This window comes from Micromonospora vulcania (genome assembly GCF_042658605.1).
Taxonomy (GTDB): Bacteria; Actinomycetota; Actinomycetes; order Mycobacteriales; family Micromonosporaceae; genus Micromonospora; species Micromonospora vulcania.
The window spans coordinates 12,690-35,205 of sequence record NZ_JBHSQS010000039.1 but is presented as its reverse complement, the minus strand read 5'-3'; the positions used below and the strand labels follow the sequence as shown (position 1 = coordinate 35,205).

Below are 22,516 nucleotides of genomic sequence, written 5' to 3'. Positions count from 1 at the left end.
CGGAAGCTAAGCCCTCCAGCGCCGATGGTACTGCACTCGTGAGGGTGTGGGAGAGTAGGACACCGCCGGACAATCTTCCAGTCGAGGGCCGCCCCATCCGGGTCGGCCCTCGACTGCGTAGCGCCATTGGTGGCGCAATCAGGAAGGATGTACCTGTGAGTTCAGGACCGCAGGGCGGAGACCGTCCCCGTCGCTACGAAGACCGTACTGACGGCCCGGGTGGGCGCGACCGCGGCCCGCGCCGCGACGACCGCGACCGTCCCCCGTACCGGGGTGACCGGGACAGCGCCGGCGGCACCCGAGGCGGAAACGCCGGCGGCCGCGACGGCGGCTCCCGTGGCGGCGACCGGGACGGCGGCTTCCGTGGCGGTGACCGCCGCGAGGGTGGCTACCGTGGTGGCGACCGCGATGGTTCGCGCTCCGGTGCTCCGCGCGAGGGCGGTTTCCGTGGCGGCGACCGTGATGGTTCGCGCTCGGGTGCTCCGCGTGAGGGTGGCTTCCGTGGTGGGGACCGTGATGGTTCGCGCTCGGGTGCTCCGCGTGAGGGCGGGTTCCGTGGTGGTGACCGTCGTGAGGGCGGCTACCAGGACCGCACCCGCTCTGGCCCGTCCCGCGAGGGTGGCTTCCGTGGCGGCGACCGCGACAGCGGTGGTTTCCGCGGCGGCGACCGTCGTGAGGGCGGTTACCGTGGCGGCGACCGCGATGGTTCGCGCTCCAGTGCTCCGCGTGAGGGCGGTTTCCGTGGCGGGGACCGTGATGGTTCGCGCTCGGGCGCCCCGCGTGAGGGTGGCTTCCGTGGCGGCGACCGTGACGGTTCGCGCTCGGGCGCCCCGCGTGAGGGTGGTTTCCGTGGCGGTGACCGTCGCGAAGGTGGTTTCCGTGGCGGCGACCGCGAGGGCGGTTTCCGAGGCGGTGACCGTCGTGAGGGCGGCTACCAGGACCGCACCCGCTCTGGCCCGTCCCGCGAGGGTGGTTTCCGTGGCGGCGACCGTGACAGCGGTGGTTTCCGTGGCGGCGACCGTGACAGCGGTGGTTTCCGTGGCGGTGACCGTCGTGAGGGCGGCGGTTTCCGTGGCGGCGACCGCGATGGCTCGCGTTCGGGTGCTCCGCGTGAGGGTGGCTTCCGTGGCGGCGACCGTGACAGCGGTGGTTTCCGTGGCGGTGACCGTCGTGAGGGCGGCGGTTTCCGTGGCGGCGACCGCGATGGCTCGCGTTCGGGTGCTCCGCGCGAGGGTGGCTTCCGTGGCGGTGACCGCGAGGGTGGATTCCGTGGCGGTGACCGTCGTGAAGGTGGCGGTTTCCGTGGCGGCGACCGCGATGGCTCGCGCTCGGGGGCTCCCCGTGAGGGTGGCTTCCGTGGCGGCGACCGTCGCGAGGGCGGTTTCCGTGGTGGTGACCGCGATGGTTCGCGTTCGGGCGCTCCGCGCGAGGGCGGTTTCCGTGGCGGCGACCGCGAGGGCGGCTTCCGTGGTGGCGACCGTCGTGAAGGTGGCGGTTTCCGTGGCGGCGACCGTGAGGGCGGTTTCCGTGGTGGCGACCGTCGCGAGAGTGGCGGTTACCGTGGCGGCGACCGCGATGGCTCTCGTTCGGGGGCTCCGCGCGAGGGTGGCTTCCGGGGCGGCGACCGTGACGGTGGCTTCCGGGGCGGCGAGCGCCGTGAGGGTGGATTCCGTGAGGGCGGCTTCCGGGGCGGCGACCGTCGTGAGGGCGGGTTCCGGGCCGAGGACCGGCCGCGTCGCGAGGGCGAGTTCCGTCGTGACGACCGGGGCACGGGCTCCGAGTCGACCGAGGGCGGCCGCAGTTCGGCCCCGGCGCTGCCGGACGACATCGTCGCGACCGACCTGGACAAGGACGTCCGCGCCGAGCTGCTCTCGCTGAACAAGCCGGTCGCCGAGACGGTGGCCCGACACCTGGTCGCGACCGGTCAGCTGATCGACGAGGACCCGGCCGAGGCACTGGCGCACGCGTTGGCGGCTCGACGGCTCGCGTCGCGCATCTCCGCCGTGCGGGAAGCGGTCGGCCTCGCCGCGTACCACGCGGGGGAGTGGCAGACGGCGATCGCCGAGTTGCGTACGTACCACCGGATGAGCGGCTTGCAGAGCCACCTGGCCGTGCTCGCGGACTGTGAGCGCGCGCTGGGGCGTCCGGAGCGGGCCATCGACCTGTTCCGTGGTGCCGACCGGGAGAAGCTGGACCAGGCCGTCGCGATCGAGCTGCTGATCGTCGCCGCCGGCGCCCGGGGCGACCTGGGGCAGAAGGACGCCGCGGTGGCCATGCTCCAGGTTCCGGATCTCACCAGCGAGGCGACCGTGCCGTGGACGGCCCGGCTGCGGTACGCGTACGCCGACGCGCTGCTCGCGGTGGGCCGGCGTGAGGAGGCCCGTGAGTGGTTCTCCCGCGCGGCTGACGTGGACACCGAGGGCGAGACCGACGCCGCGGAGCGGCTGCTTGAGCTCGACGGCGTGGTCATCGAGGGCGACGACGAGGACGAGTCGTCCGAGGAGATCGCCGCCGGCCCGGGTGCTCCCGGCGCGGTGCCGGCGCGGCCGGACACCGAGCTGGCCGCCGACGGCGACGAGGACGACGACCTTGACGAGGACGACGACCGCGACGACGACGAGGACGACGAGGACGACGACCGCGACGACGAAGACGACTTCGACGACGAGGACGACGACCGCGACGACGACGAAGACGAGGACTTCGACGACGACGAGGACGACGGCGTCGTCGGGCGCTCGGACGACGCCGGGGACTTCGACGACGAGGACGAGGACGAGCACCCGGACGGCGCCGTAGGCGTCGATGCGGACGCCACTGCCGACCGGAGCGCTGCGGACGGCGACGGCGACGCGGCGAACGCCGACCGGACCGCTCCGGCGCGCGAGGACGAGTCGGGCTCGGCGCAGCGGTGAGCACGGACGCCGGGGAACGGCTGATCGACGGGTACACCCTGGTCGTCTTCGACCTGGACGGGGTGATCTACCTGATCGACCGGCCGATCCCCGGCGCCGTGGAGGCGGTGGCCCAACTGCACGCCGAGGGGCGAGCGGTGGCGTACGCCACGAACAACGCGTCCCGCCGGTCCAGCGAGGTCGCCGACCTGCTGACCGGGATGGGCGTCGCGGCCCGGCCGGAGGAGGTGCTCACCTCCGCCGCCGCATCGGCCGAGCTGCTGCGCGACCGGCTGCCCGCGGGCGCGCCGGTGCTGGTGGTCGGCGCGGAGGCGCTGCGCGCCGAGCTGCGAGCGGTCGGGCTGACCCCGGTCTCGCGGGCGGACGAGGAGCCGGCCGCGGTGGTGCAGGGCTACGGCCCGCAGGTCGGCTGGGCCGAGCTGGCGGAGGCGTCGGTCGCCGTACGGGCCGGCGCGATGTGGATCGCCACGAACACCGACCGGACGCTGCCCAGCACCCGGGGACCGCTGCCGGGCAACGGCTCGCTGGTCGCCGTGCTGCGTACCGCGTTGGAGCGGGACCCCGACGTGGTGGTCGGCAAACCGGAGTCGGCGCTCTTCGAGACCGCCGCCCGGCGCAGCGACGGCGGGAAAACCCTGGTCGTCGGCGACCGGCTGGACACCGACATCGAGGGCGCCCGGCGGGCCGGGCTGGACAGCCTGCTCGTGCTCACCGGCGTCAGCGACGTACCCGATCTGCTCGCGGCCGGGCCGCAGCGGCGTCCCACGTACGTCGCGAGGGACCTGGCGGGGCTCTTCGACCCGGCGGCCGCGGTGCGGGTGCCGGGCCCGGCGGACGCCGGCGGCTGGTCGTTGACGGACCGTGCCGGCACGCTGGAACTGGCCGGGTCGGGTCGGCCGCTGGACGCGCTGGCCGCGCTCTGCGCGGCGGCCTGGTCGGCGCCGACGGTGCCGAAGATCCGGCCGGTGGGCCCGGACGCGGCCCACGCCTTGGCGAGCTTCGGGCTACCCAGCGACGGGTGACGCGGGCCGCTGGTCAGAGAAGCTTGCGCAGCTTCAGCAGGTCGAACGGGTTCGCCTTGATCGACACGCGGCGGGAGGCCACGGCGCTGGTGACATCCAGGTCGCCACGCACCAGGGCGAGCAGATCATCGCTGGAGGTGCTCAGTGCGATCTTGGCCTTGGGGTCGTCGCCGTCGGTCAGGTCCATCAGCCGACCACCGCTGATCCGACCGTGGAACGCGGTGTCCAGGTCGGTGATCCGGCAGGCCAGGGTGCGTTCCAGGTCGATCCGTTCGCGTACCGTCTCGGCATTGCGGTCCAACCGGGCGGCCAGCTCCTGCAACGCCTGCCGGCACTCGTCCACGCTGGCCACAAATCCCCCTCGTTCATTGCCACGCCGTCCCCGGCACCGTACCGCACGGGACAGTCCCCGGTGCCCGGTAGCGTGACACCTGCAACCCCCCGCCCCGTGGAAGGACACAGGCATGCAGGACGCGTGGCGCGCCTACCTCGAACTGGCCCTGGGCCTGACGGAGGCGCCCCGGAAGAAGGCTCAGGAGACGGTACGCCGCCTCGTCGGCTCCGGCGGTGCGACCGCCGCCCAACTCCAGGCACTCGGTGAGGAGCTGGTCTCCACCGGCACCGCCAACCGGGAGGCGTTGACCAAGCTGGTCCGCTTCGAGGTCGACCGGGCCCTCGGCGCGGTCGGCCTGGCCACCGCGGACGAGGTGGCGGAGTTGACCCGGCGGGTGCGTGACCTGGAGCGGCAGTTGCGGGAGGCGCGTTCGGTCGAGCCGCCGCAGCCGCCCGCCGCCGCGCCCGACCCGACCCGCGCCGCGCGGCCCGACGCCGGCCTGGTGCCGTCCTCGGGTCCGGCGTCCGCCCCGGTCTCCACGGTGGCGAAGAAGGCCATCGCCAAGAAGGCCGTGGCCAAGAAGGCGGTCGCCAAGAAGGCCATCGCGAAGAAGCCGCCGGCGACGGTCAGCCGTACCACGGACGAGGCACCGACCCCGGCGGCCATGCCCGCCAAGAAGGCGGTCCGCAAGCGGCGGCCGGACGGTGCCCAGTGACCGCCGGGCCGACCGGCCGGAGTCCACGGTGACCGGCGACGGGCGTCCGGGCCCGCCGCCGGGCATTCGACCCGGCCCACCGGCCGGCGGCGGGTCGTTCGCCGCCCGGCCGGCCCCGCCGCCGGTAGGTGCCCGGCCCGGCCCGCCGCCGGTGGGTGCCCGGCCCGGCCCGCCGCCGGACGCCGGGGACGACGAGCCGGCGCGGCACCCCGCGGTGGACGCCGCGGACCGGGCCATGACCAACGCGGCGGCGCTCGCCCCGGCCGACCAGATCGCGCAGTACGAGGCGGCCTACGAGACGCTGCGGGAAACCCTCGCCACCATCGACCAGACCTGAGCGGGACGACCAGGCCTGAGCAGACCGGAGAACCACCCATGGCACGTCGCAACCGGCTGGACGCCGAACTCGTCCGCCGCGGTCTGGCCCGCTCCCGTGAGCAGGCCGCCGCGCTGGTGGAGGCCGGCCGGGTCCTGCTGCGCGGGGTGCCCGCGCGCAAGGCCGCCGCGATGGTCGACCCCGCCGACCCCCTGCTGGTCACCGGTGCCGACCCGAGCGAGGAGTACGTCTCCCGGGGCGGGCACAAGCTCGCTGGCGCACTGGCCGCGTTCGGGCCCGGTGGGCTGCGCGTCGCCGGCCGGCGCTGCCTGGACGCCGGCGCCTCGACCGGTGGCTTCACCGACGTGCTGCTGCGCGCCGACGCCGCCGAGGTGGTGGCCGTGGACGTCGGCTACGGGCAGCTCGCCTGGTCCCTGCGTACCGACGAGCGGGTCCGGGTTCTGGAACGCACCAACGTCCGTACGCTCGACCCGGAGGTGATCGGCGGCCCGGTCGACCTCACGGTGGCCGACCTGTCGTTCATCTCGTTGCGGCTGGTGCTGCCGGCGTTGGCGGGCTGCACCCGCGACGACGGAGACTTGGCGCTGATGGTGAAGCCGCAGTTCGAGGTGGGCAAGGAACGGGTCGGCGCCGGCGGTGTGGTCCGCGACCCGGCGCTGCGGGCCGAGGCGGTGCTCGACGTGGCCGACGCGGCGGCGCGGCTCGGTCTGGGCCTCGCCGACGTGGCGGCCAGCCCGCTGCCCGGCCCGAGCGGCAACGTGGAGTTCTTCGTATGGTTGCGCCGGGGCGCACCACCGGCCGACCCGCAGCGGGTACGGGCCGTGGTGGAGGCCGGGCCGGACGGGCCGACGACGGCCGGCGACGTGCCGGACGCGGCGGCGGAGGAGGTCGCAGGGTGAACGCGTGCAGCGAGCGTTCCGGAACGGCCCGCGGGACACGCGGCCGGGCCGGGGCAGCGACGACGGCGGGGTGCCGCCCGGTCGTGGACGGGTGGCTGGCCCGATGAGCCGGACCGCGCTGTTGGTGACGCACACGGGTCGTCGGCGCAGCACCGAGCACGCCCGTGCGGTCGCCGCCGACCTGATCGCCGCGGGTTTCGAGGTTCGGGTGGTCGCCGAGGAGGCCGACGATCTCGACCTGCCCGGCGTGGTGCCGGTCGCCGGGCCGGAGGCCGCCGAGAACGCCGAGATCGTCTTCGCGTTGGGTGGGGACGGCACCTTCCTGCGCGCGGCCGAGCTGGCCCGGCCGGCGAAGGCGCCACTGCTCGGCATCAACCTCGGCAAGGTGGGTTTCCTGGCCGAGGCCGAGATCGACGACCTGGACACCGCGGTTCGGGACGTCGTCGAGCGCAACTACACCGTGAACGAGCGGCTGACGCTGGACGTCACCGCCGAGTTCGACGGTGGCCCGACCATCGAGTCGTGGGCGCTCAACGAGATCAGCGTGGAGAAGGGCGAGCGGGCGCAGATGCTCGAACTCCTCGTCGACGTGGATGGCCGCCCGCTGTCCCGGTACGGGTGCGACGGCGTGGTCTGCGCCACCCCCACCGGCTCCACGGCGTACGCGTTCTCCGGTGGCGGGCCGGTGGTCTGGCCGGAGGTGGAGGCGCTGCTGCTGGTGCCGATCAGCGCGCACGCGTTGTTCAGCCGCCCGCTGGTCACCGCGCCGACGTCCACCTTCGTGATCACCGTCGACCCGTTCACCACGCTGGCCGTGCTGAGCTGCGACGGCCGGCGGGTGTACGACCTGCCGCCCGGGGCGCGGGTCACGGTGCGCCGAGGTGCGCTGCCGGTCCGCATCGTCCGGCTGCGGGCCCGTGCGTTCACCGACCGGCTGGTGGCCAAGTTCGGGCTTCCGGTGCACGGCTGGCGGGGAAGCCGCCGGTGACCGTCGCACACACAGCCGGTGCACGGCGGTTGTCCACCTGACGACATGTCGCCGCTGCGGCGGCCGGCGGCTAGTGACCCGGTGACGCGTTCCGTCGCAGACTCCGATCGGTCCTCATCTTTGGATGGCGGGCCTAAAGGAGTAGAGGAGCGCATCGCATGCACTGGTCCCCACGCTGGCTCGCCGCCGGCGCGGTCGGCGCGCTGGTGGTCGGCATCGCCGCACCGGCGTCCGCCGACCCACCCGTCCGATCCGCCGCCGGCACCCCCGCCGCGCCGGTCCCGGGCGCACCCGCGCCCACCCGCATCACCCTGATCACCGGCGACCAGGTGGACCTCGTCCAGGCCGCGCCGGGGCGGGTGTCGGCCACCGTCCGGCCCGCCCCTGGCCGGGAGCGGATCATCTTCCAGAGCACCGAGGTCGACGGCGGGCTGCGGGTGCTGCCCAGCGACGTGGTGCCGTACCTGGCCGCGGGAGTGCTCGACCCCGACCTGTTCGACGTGCAGGAGCTGGCCGCCGACGGGTACGGACGGGCGGACGCCCTGCCGCTGATCGTGCGCTACCAGAACCCGACCGCCGGCCGGGTCCAGGCGCTGTCCGGCGCCCACGAGGTCCGGCCGCTGGAGAGCATCGGCGGCGCCGCGCTGCGCGTCGGCAACGGGGACCTCGGCGGCTTCTGGACGGCGCTGCGGGCCAACCCCGCCGGCCGGTCCGCCGCGCCCGGCACGACCACCCTCTCCGGCGGTGTCGCGCACGTCTGGTTGGACGGCAGGGTCACCGCGGCGCTGGAGAACAGCGTGCCGCAGATCGGCGCACCGGAGGCCTGGGCGGCCGGTCGGGACGGCGCCGGCGTGCAGGTCGCCGTCCTGGACACCGGAGTGGACGCCAGCCACCCGGACCTGGCCGGCCGGATCGCCGGCAGCCAGGACTTCAGCGGCTCGGGCAGCGCCGTCGACGGCCACGGCCACGGCACCCACGTGGCATCCACCATCGTGGGCAGCGGCGCCGCCTCGGCCGGCCTGCGCAAGGGTGTGGCGCCCGGCGCGAAGCTGCTGATCGGCAAGGTGCTCGACGACAACGGGTCCGGCTACGAGTCGGGCATCGTCGCCGGCATGGAGTGGGCCGCCCGCTCCGGCGCGAAGATCGTCAGCATGAGCCTCGGCGGCAGTGCCACCGACGGCACCGACCCGATGAGCCAGGCCCTCAACGACCTCACCGCGGAGACCGGCGCCCTGTTCGTGGTGGCCGCCGGCAACGAGGGCGCCGCCGGCACCGTCGGCACGCCCGGCGCGGCCACCTCGGCGCTCACGGTCGGCGCGGTGGACCGCGAGGACCAGCTCGCCGAGTTCTCCAGCCGCGGCCCGCGGCTGGGTGACAACGGGCTCAAGCCGGAGATCACCGCTCCGGGCGTCGGCATCGTCGCCGCCCGCGCCACGGGCACCGCGATGGGTACGCCGGTCGACGACTCGTACACCCGGGCGTCCGGCACCTCGATGGCCACCCCGCACGTGGCCGGCGCGGCCGCGATCATCGCCCAGGAGCACCCCGACTGGACGGCCACCCAGCTCAAGGACGCGCTGGTGAGCACCGCGAAGGGCAACCCGGCGCTGACCGTCTTCGAGCAGGGCGGCGGCCGGGTCGACGTGCCCCGGGCACTGAAGCAGCGGGTGTACGGCACCGCCACCGCCGACTTCGGCCGGTTGAGCACCGGTGGCGCGACGGTCGAGCGGGTCGTGACGTACACCAACGGCACCTCGGCCCCGCAGACCCTGCGGCTGGCCCTGGACCTGCGCAACATGGACAGCGGCGCGGCCGAGACCGACGGTGTCTCGGTCGGCGGCGAGGTGACGGTGCCGGCGGGCGGCAGCGTGGCCGTACCGCTGCGGGCCGAGCCGGCGAAGCTGGACCGGGGCCTGCACAGTGGTTGGCTGGTGGCCACCGGCACGGACGGCGTCGCCGTGCGTACCGCCGTCGCGGTCACCCTCAGCGGTCCGGTGCACACCGTCACCGTCCGGGCGCTGGACCTGAAGGGACAGCCGGCCGTCGTGCCGGTGTTCACCCTGTTCGGCGAGCACTCCGAATCCGACTACCTCGGCTGGATCCCCGGCGAGATCCAGGTCCAGGTCGAGGAGGGCCCGTACCTGGTCGAGGCGCTGATCGAGCACGGCGCTCCGCTGGACGAGCAGATCACCCTGGTCACCGACCCGGAGCTGAACGTCACCCGGGACGTCACCGTGGTGCTCGACCCGCGCAAGGGCACGCCGGTACGGATCGAGACGCCGAAGCCGTCCGAGCAGCGGGCGACGATCAGCTTCTACGAGCACCGGGTCTTCGGCAACGGCCGGCAGGTCGACCACGGCGTGATGACCTTCAGCACCATCCAGCAGGTCAACGTCACCCCGACCCGCCCGGTTGCCAAGGGCCAGTTCGAGTTCGCCTCGCGCTGGCAGCTGGTCGCGCCGATGGTGGACGCCCGGATCAGTGGGGTGTCCGGTCCACTGGACATCAACCTGATGGGCCGCTCGCCGGCGCCGACCGACCGGCGGAAGCTGCCGCTGGTCTGGGCCGGCACCGGCACCGCCGCCGAGTTGACCCGGGTCCGTGGCGCCGCGGCGCTGCTCACCTCCAGCCCGGACGTCTCCGAGGAGGAGCAGATCGCGGCGGCAGCCGCCGCCGGCGCGAAGTCGGTGCTCATCGTCCGGCCGGCGGACTGGAGCGCGTGGACGGTCTGGACCCCGCTGGGTGACCGGCTCGCCGTCCCCGCGATGGCGGTGGCGTACGACGACGGGCAGCGGATGATCGCGGCGGCCAAGCGCGGTCGGACGACGCTGGACCTCACGTTGACCGTGGACAGCCCCTACCTGTACGACGTGTGGCAGGTCTCCAGCGGCCGGGTCCCGGAGCGGATCGTGCACAAGGTCACCGCGCAGAACACCGCCGAGGTGACCGCCCGCTACGGCGCGGTGGGCAGCGAGTGGGCCACCGAGCAGCGGTTCGGTTGGCGTCCGTGGCAGGAGACCTCCTGGAACGACGACCAGCGGCTGGTGCATGCCGGCACCACCCGGCAGGAGTTCGTCAGCTCCGGTGACAACTGGTGGCAGCACCGGGTCCTGCACAAGATGATGTGGATGAGCTGGGGACCGCTGACCGGCGGGTTGGCCGACCAGCCCCGGCGGTACGCGGCCGACGACCGGACCACCGAGACCTGGCACGCCCCGGTCGTCCGGCCGGCCGTTCCGGCCAACGAGGCGGGGCCGACGCGTACCGGGGACACGCTGGACCTGCGGGTGGCCGAGTTCGTCGACGCCGACGGGCACTACGGCCTGGCCGGTGGCGCCGAGGAGTCGGACACCGTCGAGGCTCGGCTCAGCCGGGACGGACGGCAGATCGCCGACCTGTCCGGCGGTTGGGCGCCGGTGCCCACCACCGAGGGGGCGGCCCGCTACCGGCTGGACCTGACCACCCAGCGTTCCTCGGCGGAGTGGCGCTACGGCACCCGTACCGAGACGGCCTGGCAGTTCACCTCGGCCCGACCGGCCGGCGACAAGGCCACGCCGCTGCCGCTGCTCCAGGTGGACTACGCGGTGCCGGCCGACCTGCTCGGCACGGTGCGGGGCAACCGGTCGCACCAGCTGGGGCTGACCCTGCGCCAGCCGGCCGGGGTGCGCGCGCCCAGCGGCACCAGCGTCCGGGTGGAGGTCTCCTTCGACGGGGGCGTCACCTGGCGGTCCGCGCCCACCAGGGGCTCGGGTAACCGGTACACCGCGACCGTGCCGGCCGGGCGCGGGACGGTGTCGCTGCGGGTGCACGCCGCCGACCGGGCCGGGAACACCGTCGACCAGACGGTGCTCCAGGCGTACGGGCTGCGCTGATCCGGTCGGGCGGGACGGGTTGCGCCGTCCCGCCCTGCCGGGCCCGTCGTCGGTCGACCGCGGGCCCGGTCGGTCAGAGCCAGCCGCGTCGGGCGGCCTGGTACGCCAGCCCGGGCCGGGTGTCCACGCCGGCGGCGGCCATCAGGTCGGCGAGTCGCCGTTGCACGGTCCGCCGGCTGACGCCGAGCTGGGAGGCGATGGACTTGTCCGGTACGCCGGCCACGAACAACGACAGCAGTCGCGCCTCGTCGGCGTCCGGTTGGTACCCGTCGCCCGGATGGTCGTCCGGGTCGGGTCGCCGGCTCTCGACCGTCGGCACGGCGAGCGGGTCCTCCAGCCGCAGTCGGGTGGCCACCCGCCAGTGGCTCTCGAAGAGGGCGAGCAGCGCGTCGAGCAGCTGGCTGCGGCCGATCACGGCGGCGCTCGGCTCACCGCCGTCGCGGTCCGGCACCAGCGGGCAGATCGCGGTACGCGCGTCCACGATGGCCAGCCGGACCGGCAGCCGGTCCAGCACCCGGGCCTGTTCGCCGGCGGCGACCCCCTTGGCCAGGTCGGTCAACGCACCCGGCTCCAGCAGCAGGTCCCGTTCGTAGATGGCCCGGTAGCTCACCCCGCGGGCCAGCGCGTCGAACTCCTCGACATTCTCCGGGCCGGCCATCGCGAGGGGGTTCGCCCGGCAGAACCAGAGCACCTCGGTACGCGCCGAGTTCTGCAGATCACGCAGCCGGTCGCGTAGGACCCGCGCTCCGGTGATCACCTCGACCAGGTGGTCGACGTGGTGCCGGCGCAGTCCGGACCGGTACTCCTCGGCCAGTTGGGTGACCCGCTGTCGGGCCGCCTCCAGGTCCTCCTGGCGGCGTAGCAGCGTCGCGCCGAGGGCGACGTCCGGGGCGGTCGGGCGCAGTGCCGCGTCCGGGTCGGTGTCGGTGGCCTGCACCAGCCCTTTGCTGCGCAGCGCCGCGACCTGTGCGACGACCTGCTCCCGGGGCCGGCGCAGCCGGTGCACCAGCTCGTCGATTCGCGCCGTGGTGAGCTGGAGCAGGCAGCGGTAGAGCTCCTCCTCAGCCTCGGTCAGGCCGATCACGTCCAACACGGGGCAGAACTGTACGGCGGCCCGGTGCCGGACGCACCCGGGCCCGTCGGCTGGTCAACTGTCGGGCCTCGCGTCTACTGTCGGTGGCTGTGCTGGAAGAGCTGCGCATCACCGGACTGGGCGTCATCGAGGACACCACGCTGCCGCTGACCGGCGGCATGAACGTCATCACCGGCGAGACCGGTGCGGGCAAGACGATGGTCGTCACTGGCCTCGGCCTCCTCTTCGGCGGCCGAGCCGACGCCGGGCGGGTCCGTGCCCAGCCCGGCCGGGCCGTGGTGGAGGGGCGCCTGCGCCTGGACGGCCGCGTCGCCGACCTGGTGCACGCGCGGATCACCGACGCCGGCGGCGAGCCCGACGAGGACGGCTCGCTGCTGTTGAGCCGCACCGTGACCGTGGAGGGCCGCTCCCGGGCCCATCTCGGCGGCCGGAGCATGCCGGTGTCGATGCTCGGCGAGGTCGGCGAGCAGGCGGTGGCCGTGCACGGCCAGTCCGACCAGCTGCGGCTGCTGCGCCCGGCCGAGCAGCGGGCCGCGCTGGACCGGTTCGCCGGCCCGGCGCACGAGAAGCTGCTCGACGCTCTGCGCGAGGCGTACACCGGGTGGCGGTTGGTGGTCGACGACCTGGCCGACCGGCGGCGCAACGCGCGCGAGCGTAACCAGGAGGCCGATCTGCTGCGGCTCGGCCTCGACGAGATCACCCGGGTCGATCCGCAGCCCGGCGAGGACGACGAGCTCAAGACCGAGGCGCAGCGGCTGGAGCACGCCGAGGGTCTGCGGACGGCCGCCCAGCTGGCTCAGCAGTGTGTGGCGGGTGGCGCGGAGGCGACCGACGAGGCGCCGGACGCGGCGGCGCTGCTCGGCACCGCCCGGCGCACCCTGGAGGCGCAGGCCGGCACCGACCCGGCGCTGGGTGAGTTGGCGGCCCGGCTGGAGGAGGCGGCCACCCTGGTCACCGACGTCTCCGCCGAGCTGTCGGCCTACCTGGCGACGCTGGACGCCGACCCGGCCCGGTTGCAGCACGTCTACGAGCGGCGGGCCGCGCTGCGCGCGTTGACCCGCAAGTACGCCGACGACGTCGACGGGGTGATCGCGTGGGCCGAGCGGGCCCGCACCCGACTGTCCGATCTGGACACCTCGGACGACCTGCTGGACGAGTTGGAGCGCGAGGGTCAGCGGCTGGCCGCCGAGGTGGCCGAGCTGGCCGGTCGGGTGTCGGCGTCCCGGCAGGAGGCGGCGGTCCGCTTCGCCGACCAGGTCACCGTCGAGTTGGCCGGGCTGGCCATGCCGCACGCCCGGATCGAGGTGGCGGTGCTGCCCCGACCGGCCGGGCGGTCCGAGCCGGCGTTGCCGGTCAACGGCGTCGAGGTGGGTGTCGGCCCGGACGGCGGCGACGAGGTGGAGTTGCGGCTGCTGGCCCACCCGGGCGCGCCGTCGCTGCCGTTGCAGCGCGGCGCCTCCGGCGGTGAGCTGTCCCGGGTGATGCTCGCCATCGAGGTGGTCTTCGCCGGTTCCGGCGGCCCGCCCACGCTGGTCTTCGACGAGGTCGACGCGGGTGTCGGCGGTCAGGCGGCGGTCGAGATCGGCCGTCGGCTGGCCCGGCTGGCCCGCAGTCACCAGGTGCTGGTGGTCACCCACCTGCCGCAGGTGGCCGCGTTCGCCGACCGGCACCTGGTGGTGGCGAAGGACACCGGTGGCGCGGTCACCACCAGTGGTGTTCGGGTGGTGGAGGACACCGAGCGGGCTCGGGAACTCGCCCGGATGCTTGCCGGTTTGCCGGATTCGGATCTGGGTATCGCTCACGCCGAGGAGCTCCTGGCCGTGGCGGCGAAGGAAAGGCGGTTGTGACGCCGCGTATTGTGAGCGCAAGCACACCGGCCTGTGCCGACGTGTGCTTCCCTGGGTAGGCGGCCCTGCTCAGGCATGTCGCGACAGAAAAGCCTGCCTCACATGCCAGGATGGTCACGATGCGTCTACCCACGTTGCGCCGGAACCGGAACGCGGAACCAGGCAAGGTCCTTGGCACCGCGCGCCTCGATCGCCGGACAAAGCGCCTGGTCGGCCGGCTGCGCCCCGGTGATATCGCGATCATCGACCATGTCGACCTGGACCGGGTCGCGGCCGACTCGTTGGTCGCTGTCGGCGTCGCGGCGGTCCTCAACGCCAAGCCCTCGGTCTCCGGCCGCTACCCGAACCTCGGCCCGGAGGTGCTGATCGCCGCCGGCATCCCGCTCCTGGACGACCTCGGGGAGGGCGTCTTCGAGCAGATCCGCGAGGGCGATCAGGTACGCGTCGAGGGCAACACGGTCTTCGCCGGCGACGAGCCGATGGCGCACGGCAGCCTGCAGGACGCCGAGACGGTCGCGAAGGCGATGGCCGACGCCCGTGAGGGGCTCTCGGTCCAGTTGGAGGCGTTCGCCGCCAACACGATGGACTACCTCCGCCAGGAGCGCGACCTGCTGCTCGACGGCGTGGGCGTGCCGGACATCCAGACCCAGATCCAGGGTCGGCACTGTCTGATCGTGGTGCGGGGCTACGACTACAAGGCCGACCTGGACGTGCTGCGCCCGTACATCCGGGAGTTCAAGCCGGTGCTGATCGGTGTCGACGGCGGTGCCGACGCGCTGGTCGAGGCCGGCTACACCCCCGACATGATCATCGGGGACATGGACTCGGTCACCGACGACGTGCTGCGCTGCGGCGCCGAGGTGATCGTGCACGCCTACCCGGACGGGCGGGCCCCCGGCCTGCCCCGGGTCAACGGCCTCGGCGTCCCGGCGGTGACCTTCCCGGCCGCGGCGACCAGCGAGGACCTGGCCATGCTGCTGGCCGACGAGAAGGGCGCCTCGCTGCTGGTGGCGGTCGGCACCCACGCCACGCTGGTGGAATTCCTGGACAAGGGTCGCGGCGGGATGGCCTCGACGTTCCTCACCCGGTTGAAGGTCGGCGGCAAGCTGGTCGACGCCAAGGGCGTGAGCCGGCTCTACCGGCAGAGCATCTCCGGCTCGTCGCTGCTGCTGCTGGTGCTGTCGGCGATCGCGGCGATGGCGTCCGCGGTGGCCGTCTCGACCGTCGGGAAGGCGTACCTGGGCGTGGTCGCCGAGTGGTGGGACAATTTCGTGTTCCAGCTGTACCGGCTCTTCTAGTCCCCGACCGATCAAGAGGCTGTAGGCGTGATCAACTTCCGCTACCACGTGGTGTCCCTCACCGCGGTCTTCCTGGCTCTGGCGATCGGCCTGGTGGTCGGCACAGCCGCCCTCAACGGCCCGGTCGCCGACTCGCTGAAGCAGCAGGTCACCGGGCTGCGCAAGGACAACCAGCAGTGGCGCCAGCAGGTGAGCAACATGGAGAAGCAGCTCACGCTGGAAGAGGAGTTCGCCGAGGAGATGTCCCAGGTCGTCCTGCCGGGCACCCTCACCGGGCGCCGGGTGCTGGTGCTCAGCCTCCCCAACGGGCGCGACCACACCGAGGGCGTGCTCAAGAAGCTCCAGCTCGGCGGGGCCACCATCACCGGCCGGGTCGACCTGCAGGACAAGTTCATCAACCCGGACAACAACACCAACCTGCTGGAGTTGGCCGTCACCGCCGCGCGTCCGACCGCGCAGACCACCGGCCTGCCGGGCAACGGACACGGCGTGGAGACCTCCAGCGCGCTGCTGGCCAGTGTCCTGCTGGACCGGGCGCAGGGCACCGCGCCGGTCAGCGACGCCGACCGGCGGGCGGTGCTCGCCGCGTACAACAACGCCGGCTACCTGACCACCGACAACAACAAGGTCACCGGGTCGGCGGAGGCGGTCGTCGTGGTCAGCGGGCAGCCGTACGTCGACAAGGACTCCGACAAGCGGGACGAGTCGGTCGTCAAGATCGCTGAGCAGTTCGACCGGACCGGGTCGATCGTGGTGGGCGGCAATGGTTCCACCGGTGGCAACCTGGTGTCGGTGGTGCGCGGCGACCCGGTGTTGTCCCAGACGATCTCGACGGTCGACAACGCCAACACCGTGCAGGGCCAACTGGTCACCAGCCTCGCCCTGGTGCAGCAGCTCACCGACAAGAAGGCCGGTCAGTACGGCGTCGGCGACAACGCCACGTCGCTGCTGCCTAGACTGCCCCAGTGAGCGAACGACGTACCCCCGTGTCCGAAACCGAGGTAACGGCGTGAGGGCGCTGGGCCGGCTGCTGATCGCCGGGGCCGGAGCCGCCGCTGCCCGCTACGCGCTGCGCGAGGTGCGTACCGCCCCGGTCGGGCCCGCGCTGGAACGCACCAACTTCCGTGGCCGCAGGGTGACCCTGGCCGCCGGGCCGGCGCTCGCCGCCGGTGCGGCCGCCGCCGGCGCGTTCGGCGCCACCAGCGCCGCCTCCGGGGGAGCAGCCCTGGTCGCCGGCCTCGGTGCCGGCGCGGTCGGGCTGTACGACGACGTGGTCGGCGCGCGGCCGGCGCAGAAGGCGGCGAAGGGATTCGCCGGTCACCTCGCCGCGCTGCGCGAGGGGCGCATCACCGCCGGGCTGGTCAAGGTCGTCGGGGTGGGTGCCGCCGGGCTCGGTGCCGCCGCGCTGCTCGCCGCCGACCCCCGGGTCGCCGAGCACCCGCGCCGTCAACGCCAGGGCGCGTTCGGCCGGGGCGTCGACGTGCTGCTCGGCGCTGGCGTGATCGCCGGCACCGCCAACCTGCTCAACCTGTTCGACCTGCGGCCCGGGCGGGCCATCAAGTCCGGGCTGCTGCTCGGTGCGCCGCTGACCGGCGGTCCGCACGGCGGTATCGCCGCGGGCGCGGTCGGCGCGGCCGCCGGCCTGCTCCCCGACGACCTGGCCGAGGACGTGATGCTCGGCGACAGCGGCGCGAACGCGCTCGGCGCGCTGCTCGGTGTCGCGCTCGCCGCCCGGACGGGCCCACTCGGGCGGGCCGGGTTGCTCGCCGTGCTCGCCGGCCTCACCGCCACCAGCGAGAAGGTCAGCTTCACGTCGGTGATCCAGCGGACTCCCGGGCTGCGCGAGCTCGACGCACTGGGCCGACGCGCCGACTGACGTGACCAGACCGGCACCCCTCGCCGGCGCCGGCCGGCTCGCCGGGGCAGCCGCGCTCATCGCCGTCCTCACCGTGCTCAGCCGGCTCGCCGGCCTGGGCCGTACCGTCGTCTTCACTTGGGTGGTCGAGAAGAGCGACCTCGGCGGCATGTACGTCATCGCGAACACGGTCCCGAACATCGTCTTCGAGATCGTCGCCGGCGGGGCGCTGGCCAGTCTTGTCGTACCGCTGCTGGCCGGCGCGGTCGCGGCCGGCGACCGGCGGGCGGTGGCGGCCACCACCGGGGCTCTGCTCACCTGGACGTTGAGCCTGTTGCTGCCGCTGGCCGTGCTCGTCGCGGTGTTCGCCGACCCGTTGATGGCGTTGATCAGCGAGGGGCGGTCCGCGTCGGAACTCGCCGCCGGCGCCCGGATGCTGCGGGTGTTCGCCCCACAGTTGCCGCTCTACGGCATCGGCATCGTGCTCACCGGCGTACTCCAGGCGCACCGCCGCTTCGCCTGGCCCGTGATCGCCCCGCTGCTGTCCAGCCTCACCGTGGTCGTCGTCTATCTGGCTTTCGGTGTCAGCCAGGGGCGGGGCGTGAGCGTGGCCCAGGTCAGCCGCGGCGGCGAGCTGCTCCTGTCCGCCGGCACCACCCTCGGCGTGGTCGTGCTGTCGCTGTCGCTGCTGATCCCGCTGCGCCGGCTCCGGCTGCGGCCCCGACTGGGGTACGCGTTCCCGGCCGACGCCCGCGCGCGGGTCGGCGGCCTCGCGACGGCCGGCGCGGTGACGGTGGCGGCGCAGCAGGTCGCGCTCCTGGTGGTCCTCAACCGGGTCTCCGGCGGCCCCACCGGCTCCCCGCAGGTGTTCAACCTGGCCCAGACCGTCTTCCTGCTGCCCTGGGCGGTGCTCGCGGTGCCGTTGGCGGTGGCGGCCTATCCGACCCTCGCGACCGCGTCCGCCGCCGGCGACGAGGACGGCTACCGACGGACCCTCGCCTCGACGGTGCGCAGCGTGCTGCTCTTCAGCGCCCTGGGCGTCGCGGCACTGGTCGGCACCGCGCAGCCGATCGCGGCCATCTTCTATCCGGACGATCCGGCGTCGACCGCGGCGGCCATCGTCGGGTTCGCGCCCGGACTGCTCGGCTACGGGTTGTTCGCGGTGCTCTCCCGCGCCCTGTACGCGCGCGGCGACACCCGGCCGGCGACCCTGGCGATCACGCTCGGCTGGTTGGTGGTGCCCGCCGTGGCACTGCCGTTGACCGCACTGCTCCCCACCGCCGACCGGGTGCTCGGGGCCACCATCGCCAACTCGGTGGGCATGCTGGTGCTCGGGGCGCTGCTGGTCACGGCGGTGCTGCGCGGCGCCGGGCGATCGGCGCTGGCCGGCTCGGCCCGGGCCGGGGCGGCCGGCGTGCTCGCCGGGGCACTCGCGGCGCTCGCCGGGTGGGGCCTGGCCCGCTGGCTCGCTACGCCGGGTGGCGGCACCCCGACGATGGCGGTGGCATTCGGTCAGGGCATGCTGTCCGGGGCTCTGGTCGGTGTGGTGTTCCTCGTCGTGGTCTGGTTCGTCGACCGGCGGGACGTACGGCCACTGCTCGCCGGGGTGCTGCGCAGGGTGGGCCGGCGGAACCGGGCTGGCACGCCAGCGCCGAGCGTGGTTCCCCCGGAGCAGGGCGACGGGAAGGAGACGGCGGCTCAATGAGCGCTATCAGCGGGGAGCGGCCCGCCGGCTGGTCGGGCACCGTCGCGCTGCTGCTCGCGTCCAGCACCGGCGGCGTCGGCCAGCACGTCCGATCGGTGGCTCGGGGCCTGGTCGCGGCCGGTGCCAGCGTGCTGGTCTGTGGCCCCGCGGCGACCCAGGAGCAGTTCGACTTCGTCGGCGTCGGGGCGCGCTTCGAGCCGGTGGAGATCCCGGCCAGTCCGACGCCAGCCGACGCGCGTGCGGTGCTCGCCCTGCGCCGGTTGCTCGCCGCGGCCCAGGTCGACGTGGTGCACGCGCACGGCCTGCGCGCCGGGCTGGTCGCCGTGCTGGCCCGTCCGACCGCCCCGCTGGTGGTCACCTGGCACAACGCGGTGCTCGCGGGCGGGCTGCGGGGCGGGGTGTCCCGGCTCGTCGAGCGGGTGGTGGCCCGGGGCGCCCGGGTAGCGCTCGGCGCCTCGTCGGACCTGGTGGACCGGGCCGCGGCACTGGGCGCCGCCGATGCCCGGCTCGCCCCGGTCGCCGCGCCGACGCTGCCCGCGCCGCGCCGCCGCCGAGCCGCCGTGCGGGCCGAGTTCGGCGTACGACCGGAGCAGCCGTTGATCGTGTCGGTCGGCCGGCTGCACCCGCAGAAGCGCTACGACGTGCTGATCGACGCGGCGGCCCGCTGGCGTACCCGTACCCCACCGCCGGTCGTGGTGATCGCCGGCAGCGGCCCGGCCTACCTGCCGCTGGCCGCCCGGATCTCCGCGGCCCGTGCCCCGGTGACCCTGCTCGGGCACCGCACCGACGTGGCCGACCTGCTCGCCGGTGCCGACCTCGCGGTGGTGACCAGCGACTGGGAGGCCCGCCAGCTCTTCGCCCAGGAGGCGCTGCGGGTCGGCGTACCGCTGGTGGCGACCGCGGTCGGCGGGCTGCCGGACCTGGTCGGTGACGCGGCCGCGCTGGTGCCCGCCGGCGACGTGGACGCGGTCGACACGGCGGTGCGGGCGTTGCTGGACGACCCGGCGGCCCGGGCCGAGGTGGGCCGGCGCGGTGCCGATCGGGCGGCGACGTGGCCCACCGAGGGGGACACCGTCGCCGCGTTGGCCGCCCTCTACACCGAGCTGGCCGCAGGCCCCACCGGCCCGGCGACCCCGGACCCGAACGCACCGAGAACGGGACACCGGTGATGCTGCGCCGACTCGCCCCCGCCCTGCTGACCGTACTCGTGGTGGCACTGGGGGTCACCGCGCTGGCCGCCCGGCCGCCTCGGAGCACCCCGCAGCAGCACACCGCCGACTTCGTGGTGCTCGCCGGGATCGCCGGCCTGCGCTGGGAGGACGTGGATCCGCAGAGCACTCCGACGTTGTGGCGGATGGCCCAGGACGGGTCGATCGGCTCGCTGTCGGTGCGCTCGGCACACCGGCCCACCTGCCCGGTGGACGGTTGGCTGACCCTGGGCGCGGGGAGCTTCGCCGCCTGGAACGGCAGCCGCCCGGCGGATGGCTGCCCGGCGACCGGGGTGGCGGTGGAGCAACCGGACGGCATCGGCGCGAACCTGCCCGACCAGGAGAGCGTGGTCCAGTACAACCAGCAGCAGCTGTCCTGGGGCGCCCTGCCGGGGTCGCTGTCGGAGTCGGTGCGCTGCTCGGTCGCGGTCGGCCCGGGCGCGGCCGTGGCCGCCGCCCGACCGTTCGGCCGGGTCGACCGGTACGCGCCGGGGCTGCCGGCCGATCCGCGCGTACTGCTCGGCTCCTGCGTGTTGAGCATCGTCGACCTCGGCACGGTCGACGGGGTCGACCCGGCGGCCCGTGCCCAGGCGGCCCGCGCGGCGGACGCCCAACTGGCCCGGGTGCTGGCCGCCCGGCCGCCCCGCTCGCTGGTGCTGGTCGCCGGGATCTCCGACACCGCCCAGCCGAGCCGGCTGCACGTGGCGATCGCCGACGGGCCGGGCTGGGAGCGGGGCTGGCTCACGTCGGCCAGCACCGGCCGGGACGGGTACCTGCAACTTGTCGACCTCGCACCGACCGCGCTGGCCGCGCTGGGCCGGCCGATGCCGGAGCGGCTCTTCCTCGGCCGGCCGGCGCTGAGCACCGGTGGTCGACCGGCCGAGGAGACCGAGGCGATCAACGCCCCGGCGGACGCCGACCGGGAGGCCGCCGCCCAGCGGACCGTCTCCGGCGGCTTCTTCACCCTGCTCGCCGGGGTGCAGGTGCTGCTGGCCATCGCGATGGTGCCGCTGCTGCGCCGGGCCCGCCCACGCGCCGGGCCGACCGGGCCCGCGCCGGTGCCCGCCCGGGTGGTGGCGGTGGCGGAGTTGCTGCTGGTTGCGGCGGCGCTGACCGTACCGGCCGCGTTGCTCGCGGACGCGGTGCCCTGGTGGCGGGGCGAGCACCCCGGCTGGATCTTCGCCGGGGTCACCGCGCTGCTGGTGGCGGCCGGCACCGCGGCGGTCCGGTTCGCTCCCGGGTACGCCGGCACCCTCGGCCCGATCGGCGCGGTGGCCGGCCTCACCACGCTCGTCGTCGGGCTGGACGTGCTCACCGGGGCTCGGCTACAGCTCAACGGCGTGGTCGGCTACTCGGCGTTGCAGGGTGGCCGGTACGCGGGCCTGGGCACGGTCGGGCTCGGGGTGTTCCTCGCCAGCGCGTTGCTGAGCGCGGGCTGGTTGGCCCAGCGGGTGCAGCGCGGCTGGCGGCCGGCGGTGATGGTGGCCGTGGGTGGCCTCGCGGTGCTGATGGTGGGCAGCGCCTACCTGGGCGCCGACCCGGTCGGCGCGATCGCGCTCACCGCTGGGCTGTGCGTGGCTGCCGCGATCAGCGCCGGCGGTTGGTTGACCATCACCCGGCTGGTGTGGGCCGCGATGGCCGCCCTGGCGGTCGCCATCGGCTTCGCCGTGGTGGATCTGCGGCGACCGGCGGCGGAGCGGGGCAGCCTGGGCCGGTTCCTGTCCGCGCTGGGCGACGGCACCGGTGGGTTCACCGTGCACCGGTCCAGCGCCGCCAACTTCGAGACGCTGGTCAACAGCCCGCTGACCGTGCTGGCGGTGGCCGGTGCGCTGCTGGTGTGGTTCGCCCTGTTGCAGCCGTGGGGTGGGCTGATGCGGCTGTTCGGCATCTACCCGGCCGTCCGGGCCGCGCTCGCCGGTACGGCGGTCGCCGCGGTGCTCGGTGGCGTACTCGACGGCGCGGCGCTGGACGTGGTCGGCGCGGCGGCCGCACTGGTGGTGCCGATGGCCGCGCTGGCCTCGCTGCGGGTGCTGGGCCACGCCGCGGACCGGACCCGCCCGGGCGTCAGTCGTTCCTTCTCCGACGACGCGGACGGCGGCGCCGGGCCGGGCGGTGCCGGCCCGGCGGGCGGGGGTGACGGCCCGACCGGTGGCGGCGGACCGCCGGGTGCGGGGCATCCGGGCCCGGTCACCGGTCCACCGGCCGCACAGCCGGCCCCGGGCGAGCCGGTGGAGCCGACGCCGGTCGGCGCCGTGGAGCCGCCCGGCACGCCGGTACGGCGACCGGACGGGCCGTCCGAGGCCGCCGGGACGTCGGCCGCGCGGCTGCCCCGGCAGGCCACCCGCTCATCGACCGAGGTTGCCGCTCCCTGAGCGGTGGGCGTCGCCGTGGTGGCCCGGTGGTGTCGCACCAGGGGTGCGGCCTGCGA

General features: G+C 74.6%; 17 protein-coding genes and 1 rRNA gene. 15 read left to right on the top strand and 3 right to left on the bottom strand.

Annotation, left to right across the window (positions count from 1 at the left end; genetic code table 11):
- Nucleotides 1-71 (top strand): 5S ribosomal RNA (gene rrf, locus ACFQGL_RS32195); the annotation flags it as partial.
- 90 nt (nucleotides 72-161) lie between these two features.
- Here rrf and ACFQGL_RS30880 read toward each other — a convergent pair.
- A complete protein-coding gene (locus ACFQGL_RS30880) occupies nucleotides 162-2,036 on the bottom strand; it encodes a hypothetical protein (protein ID WP_377516167.1) in 1,875 nt (624 codons plus the stop codon).
- Here ACFQGL_RS30880 and ACFQGL_RS30875 point away from each other — a divergent pair.
- Together ACFQGL_RS30875 and ACFQGL_RS30870 are read left to right on the top strand one after the other, a co-directional pair.
- Nucleotides 1,929-2,915 (top strand): Replicase polyprotein 1ab, encoded by a 987-nt coding sequence (locus ACFQGL_RS30875; protein WP_377516173.1) that lies wholly within the window; start codon nucleotides 1,929-1,931, stop codon nucleotides 2,913-2,915. The genes ACFQGL_RS30880 and ACFQGL_RS30875 overlap by 108 nt on opposite strands.
- Nucleotides 2,912-3,937: an HAD-IIA family hydrolase gene (locus ACFQGL_RS30870; RefSeq protein WP_377516166.1), complete on the top strand. Its 1,026-nt coding sequence runs from the start codon at nucleotides 2,912-2,914 to the stop codon at nucleotides 3,935-3,937. Before ACFQGL_RS30875 ends, ACFQGL_RS30870 begins: the two co-directional genes overlap by 4 nt.
- A 13-nt stretch (nucleotides 3,938-3,950) precedes the next feature.
- On the opposite strand, the gene ACFQGL_RS30865 is transcribed toward ACFQGL_RS30870, so the two are convergent.
- Entirely contained in the window at nucleotides 3,951-4,289 is a 339-nt protein-coding gene (locus tag ACFQGL_RS30865) for an SCP2 sterol-binding domain-containing protein (RefSeq protein WP_377516165.1), read from the bottom strand.
- Between the two features lie 112 nt (nucleotides 4,290-4,401).
- Here ACFQGL_RS30865 and ACFQGL_RS30860 point away from each other — a divergent pair, with 112 nt between their 5' ends.
- The 5 genes from ACFQGL_RS30860 to ACFQGL_RS30840 all read left to right on the top strand — a co-directional run bounded on the left by ACFQGL_RS30860 (nucleotide 4,402) and on the right by ACFQGL_RS30840 (nucleotide 11,082).
- Complete coding sequence (locus ACFQGL_RS30860; RefSeq protein ID WP_377516164.1) at nucleotides 4,402-4,986, top strand: phasin family protein; 585 nt, start codon at nucleotides 4,402-4,404, stop codon at nucleotides 4,984-4,986.
- A gap of 28 nt (nucleotides 4,987-5,014) precedes the next feature.
- Nucleotides 5,015-5,323 (top strand): hypothetical protein, encoded by a 309-nt coding sequence (locus ACFQGL_RS30855; RefSeq protein ID WP_377516172.1) that lies wholly within the window; start codon nucleotides 5,015-5,017, stop codon nucleotides 5,321-5,323.
- Nucleotides 5,324-5,361: 38 nt separating this feature from the next.
- Complete coding sequence (locus tag ACFQGL_RS30850) at nucleotides 5,362-6,222, top strand: TlyA family RNA methyltransferase (protein ID WP_377516163.1); 861 nt, start codon at nucleotides 5,362-5,364, stop codon at nucleotides 6,220-6,222.
- Nucleotides 6,223-6,325: 103 nt separating this feature from the next.
- Nucleotides 6,326-7,210: an NAD kinase gene (locus ACFQGL_RS30845; protein ID WP_377516171.1), complete on the top strand. Its 885-nt coding sequence runs from the start codon at nucleotides 6,326-6,328 to the stop codon at nucleotides 7,208-7,210.
- 158 nt (nucleotides 7,211-7,368) lie between these two features.
- Complete coding sequence (locus ACFQGL_RS30840) at nucleotides 7,369-11,082, top strand: S8 family serine peptidase (protein WP_377516162.1); 3,714 nt, start codon at nucleotides 7,369-7,371, stop codon at nucleotides 11,080-11,082.
- A 73-nt stretch (nucleotides 11,083-11,155) separates the two neighbouring features.
- Here ACFQGL_RS30840 and ACFQGL_RS30835 read toward each other — a convergent pair whose 3' ends face one another.
- Nucleotides 11,156-12,175: a helix-turn-helix domain-containing protein gene (locus tag ACFQGL_RS30835; protein ID WP_377516161.1), complete on the bottom strand. Its 1,020-nt coding sequence runs from the start codon at nucleotides 12,173-12,175 to the stop codon at nucleotides 11,156-11,158.
- 89 nt (nucleotides 12,176-12,264) lie between these two features.
- Between ACFQGL_RS30835 and recN the strand changes: the two genes are divergently transcribed.
- The 7 genes from recN (at nucleotide 12,265) to ACFQGL_RS30800 (ending at nucleotide 22,460) form a co-directional block, all read left to right on the top strand.
- Nucleotides 12,265-14,022: a DNA repair protein RecN gene (recN, locus tag ACFQGL_RS30830; RefSeq protein WP_377516170.1), complete on the top strand. Its 1,758-nt coding sequence runs from the start codon at nucleotides 12,265-12,267 to the stop codon at nucleotides 14,020-14,022.
- Between the two features lie 119 nt (nucleotides 14,023-14,141).
- The gene (gene steA, locus ACFQGL_RS30825; RefSeq protein WP_377516160.1) at nucleotides 14,142-15,320 is read left to right on the top strand and encodes a putative cytokinetic ring protein SteA; all 1,179 of its coding nucleotides are present in this window, start codon (nucleotides 14,142-14,144) and stop codon (nucleotides 15,318-15,320) included.
- Between the two features lie 27 nt (nucleotides 15,321-15,347).
- The gene (locus tag ACFQGL_RS30820) at nucleotides 15,348-16,289 is read left to right on the top strand and encodes a copper transporter (protein WP_377516159.1); all 942 of its coding nucleotides are present in this window, start codon (nucleotides 15,348-15,350) and stop codon (nucleotides 16,287-16,289) included.
- 40 nt (nucleotides 16,290-16,329) lie between these two features.
- Complete coding sequence (locus ACFQGL_RS30815; RefSeq protein ID WP_377516158.1) at nucleotides 16,330-17,196, top strand: hypothetical protein; 867 nt, start codon at nucleotides 16,330-16,332, stop codon at nucleotides 17,194-17,196.
- Nucleotide 17,197: 1 nt separating this feature from the next.
- A complete protein-coding gene (gene murJ / locus ACFQGL_RS30810) occupies nucleotides 17,198-18,880 on the top strand; it encodes a murein biosynthesis integral membrane protein MurJ (protein WP_377516157.1) in 1,683 nt (560 codons plus the stop codon).
- A complete protein-coding gene (locus ACFQGL_RS30805) occupies nucleotides 18,877-20,049 on the top strand; it encodes a glycosyltransferase family 4 protein (RefSeq protein WP_377516156.1) in 1,173 nt (390 codons plus the stop codon). Before murJ ends, ACFQGL_RS30805 begins: the two co-directional genes overlap by 4 nt.
- Nucleotides 20,049-22,460: an MFS transporter gene (locus tag ACFQGL_RS30800; RefSeq protein ID WP_377516155.1), complete on the top strand. Its 2,412-nt coding sequence runs from the start codon at nucleotides 20,049-20,051 to the stop codon at nucleotides 22,458-22,460. Before ACFQGL_RS30805 ends, ACFQGL_RS30800 begins: the two co-directional genes overlap by 1 nt.
- The last annotated feature ends 56 nt before the right edge of the window (nucleotides 22,461-22,516 follow it).

Bases quoted from the DNA above. Each gene is read 5' to 3' on its own strand.
- ACFQGL_RS30860 (WP_377516164.1), top strand. From the start codon at position 4,402: ATGCAGGACGCGTGGCGCGCCTACCTCGAACTGGCCCTGGGCCTGACG.
- ACFQGL_RS30850 (WP_377516163.1), top strand. From the start codon at position 5,362: ATGGCACGTCGCAACCGGCTGGACGCCGAACTCGTCCGCCGCGGTCTG.
- ACFQGL_RS30845 (WP_377516171.1), top strand. From the start codon at position 6,326: ATGAGCCGGACCGCGCTGTTGGTGACGCACACGGGTCGTCGGCGCAGC.
- ACFQGL_RS30840 (WP_377516162.1), top strand. From the start codon at position 7,369: ATGCACTGGTCCCCACGCTGGCTCGCCGCCGGCGCGGTCGGCGCGCTG.
- steA (WP_377516160.1), top strand. From the start codon at position 14,142: ATGCGTCTACCCACGTTGCGCCGGAACCGGAACGCGGAACCAGGCAAG.
- ACFQGL_RS30805 (WP_377516156.1), top strand. From the start codon at position 18,877: ATGAGCGCTATCAGCGGGGAGCGGCCCGCCGGCTGGTCGGGCACCGTC.
- ACFQGL_RS30800 (WP_377516155.1), top strand. From the start codon at position 20,049: ATGCTGCGCCGACTCGCCCCCGCCCTGCTGACCGTACTCGTGGTGGCA.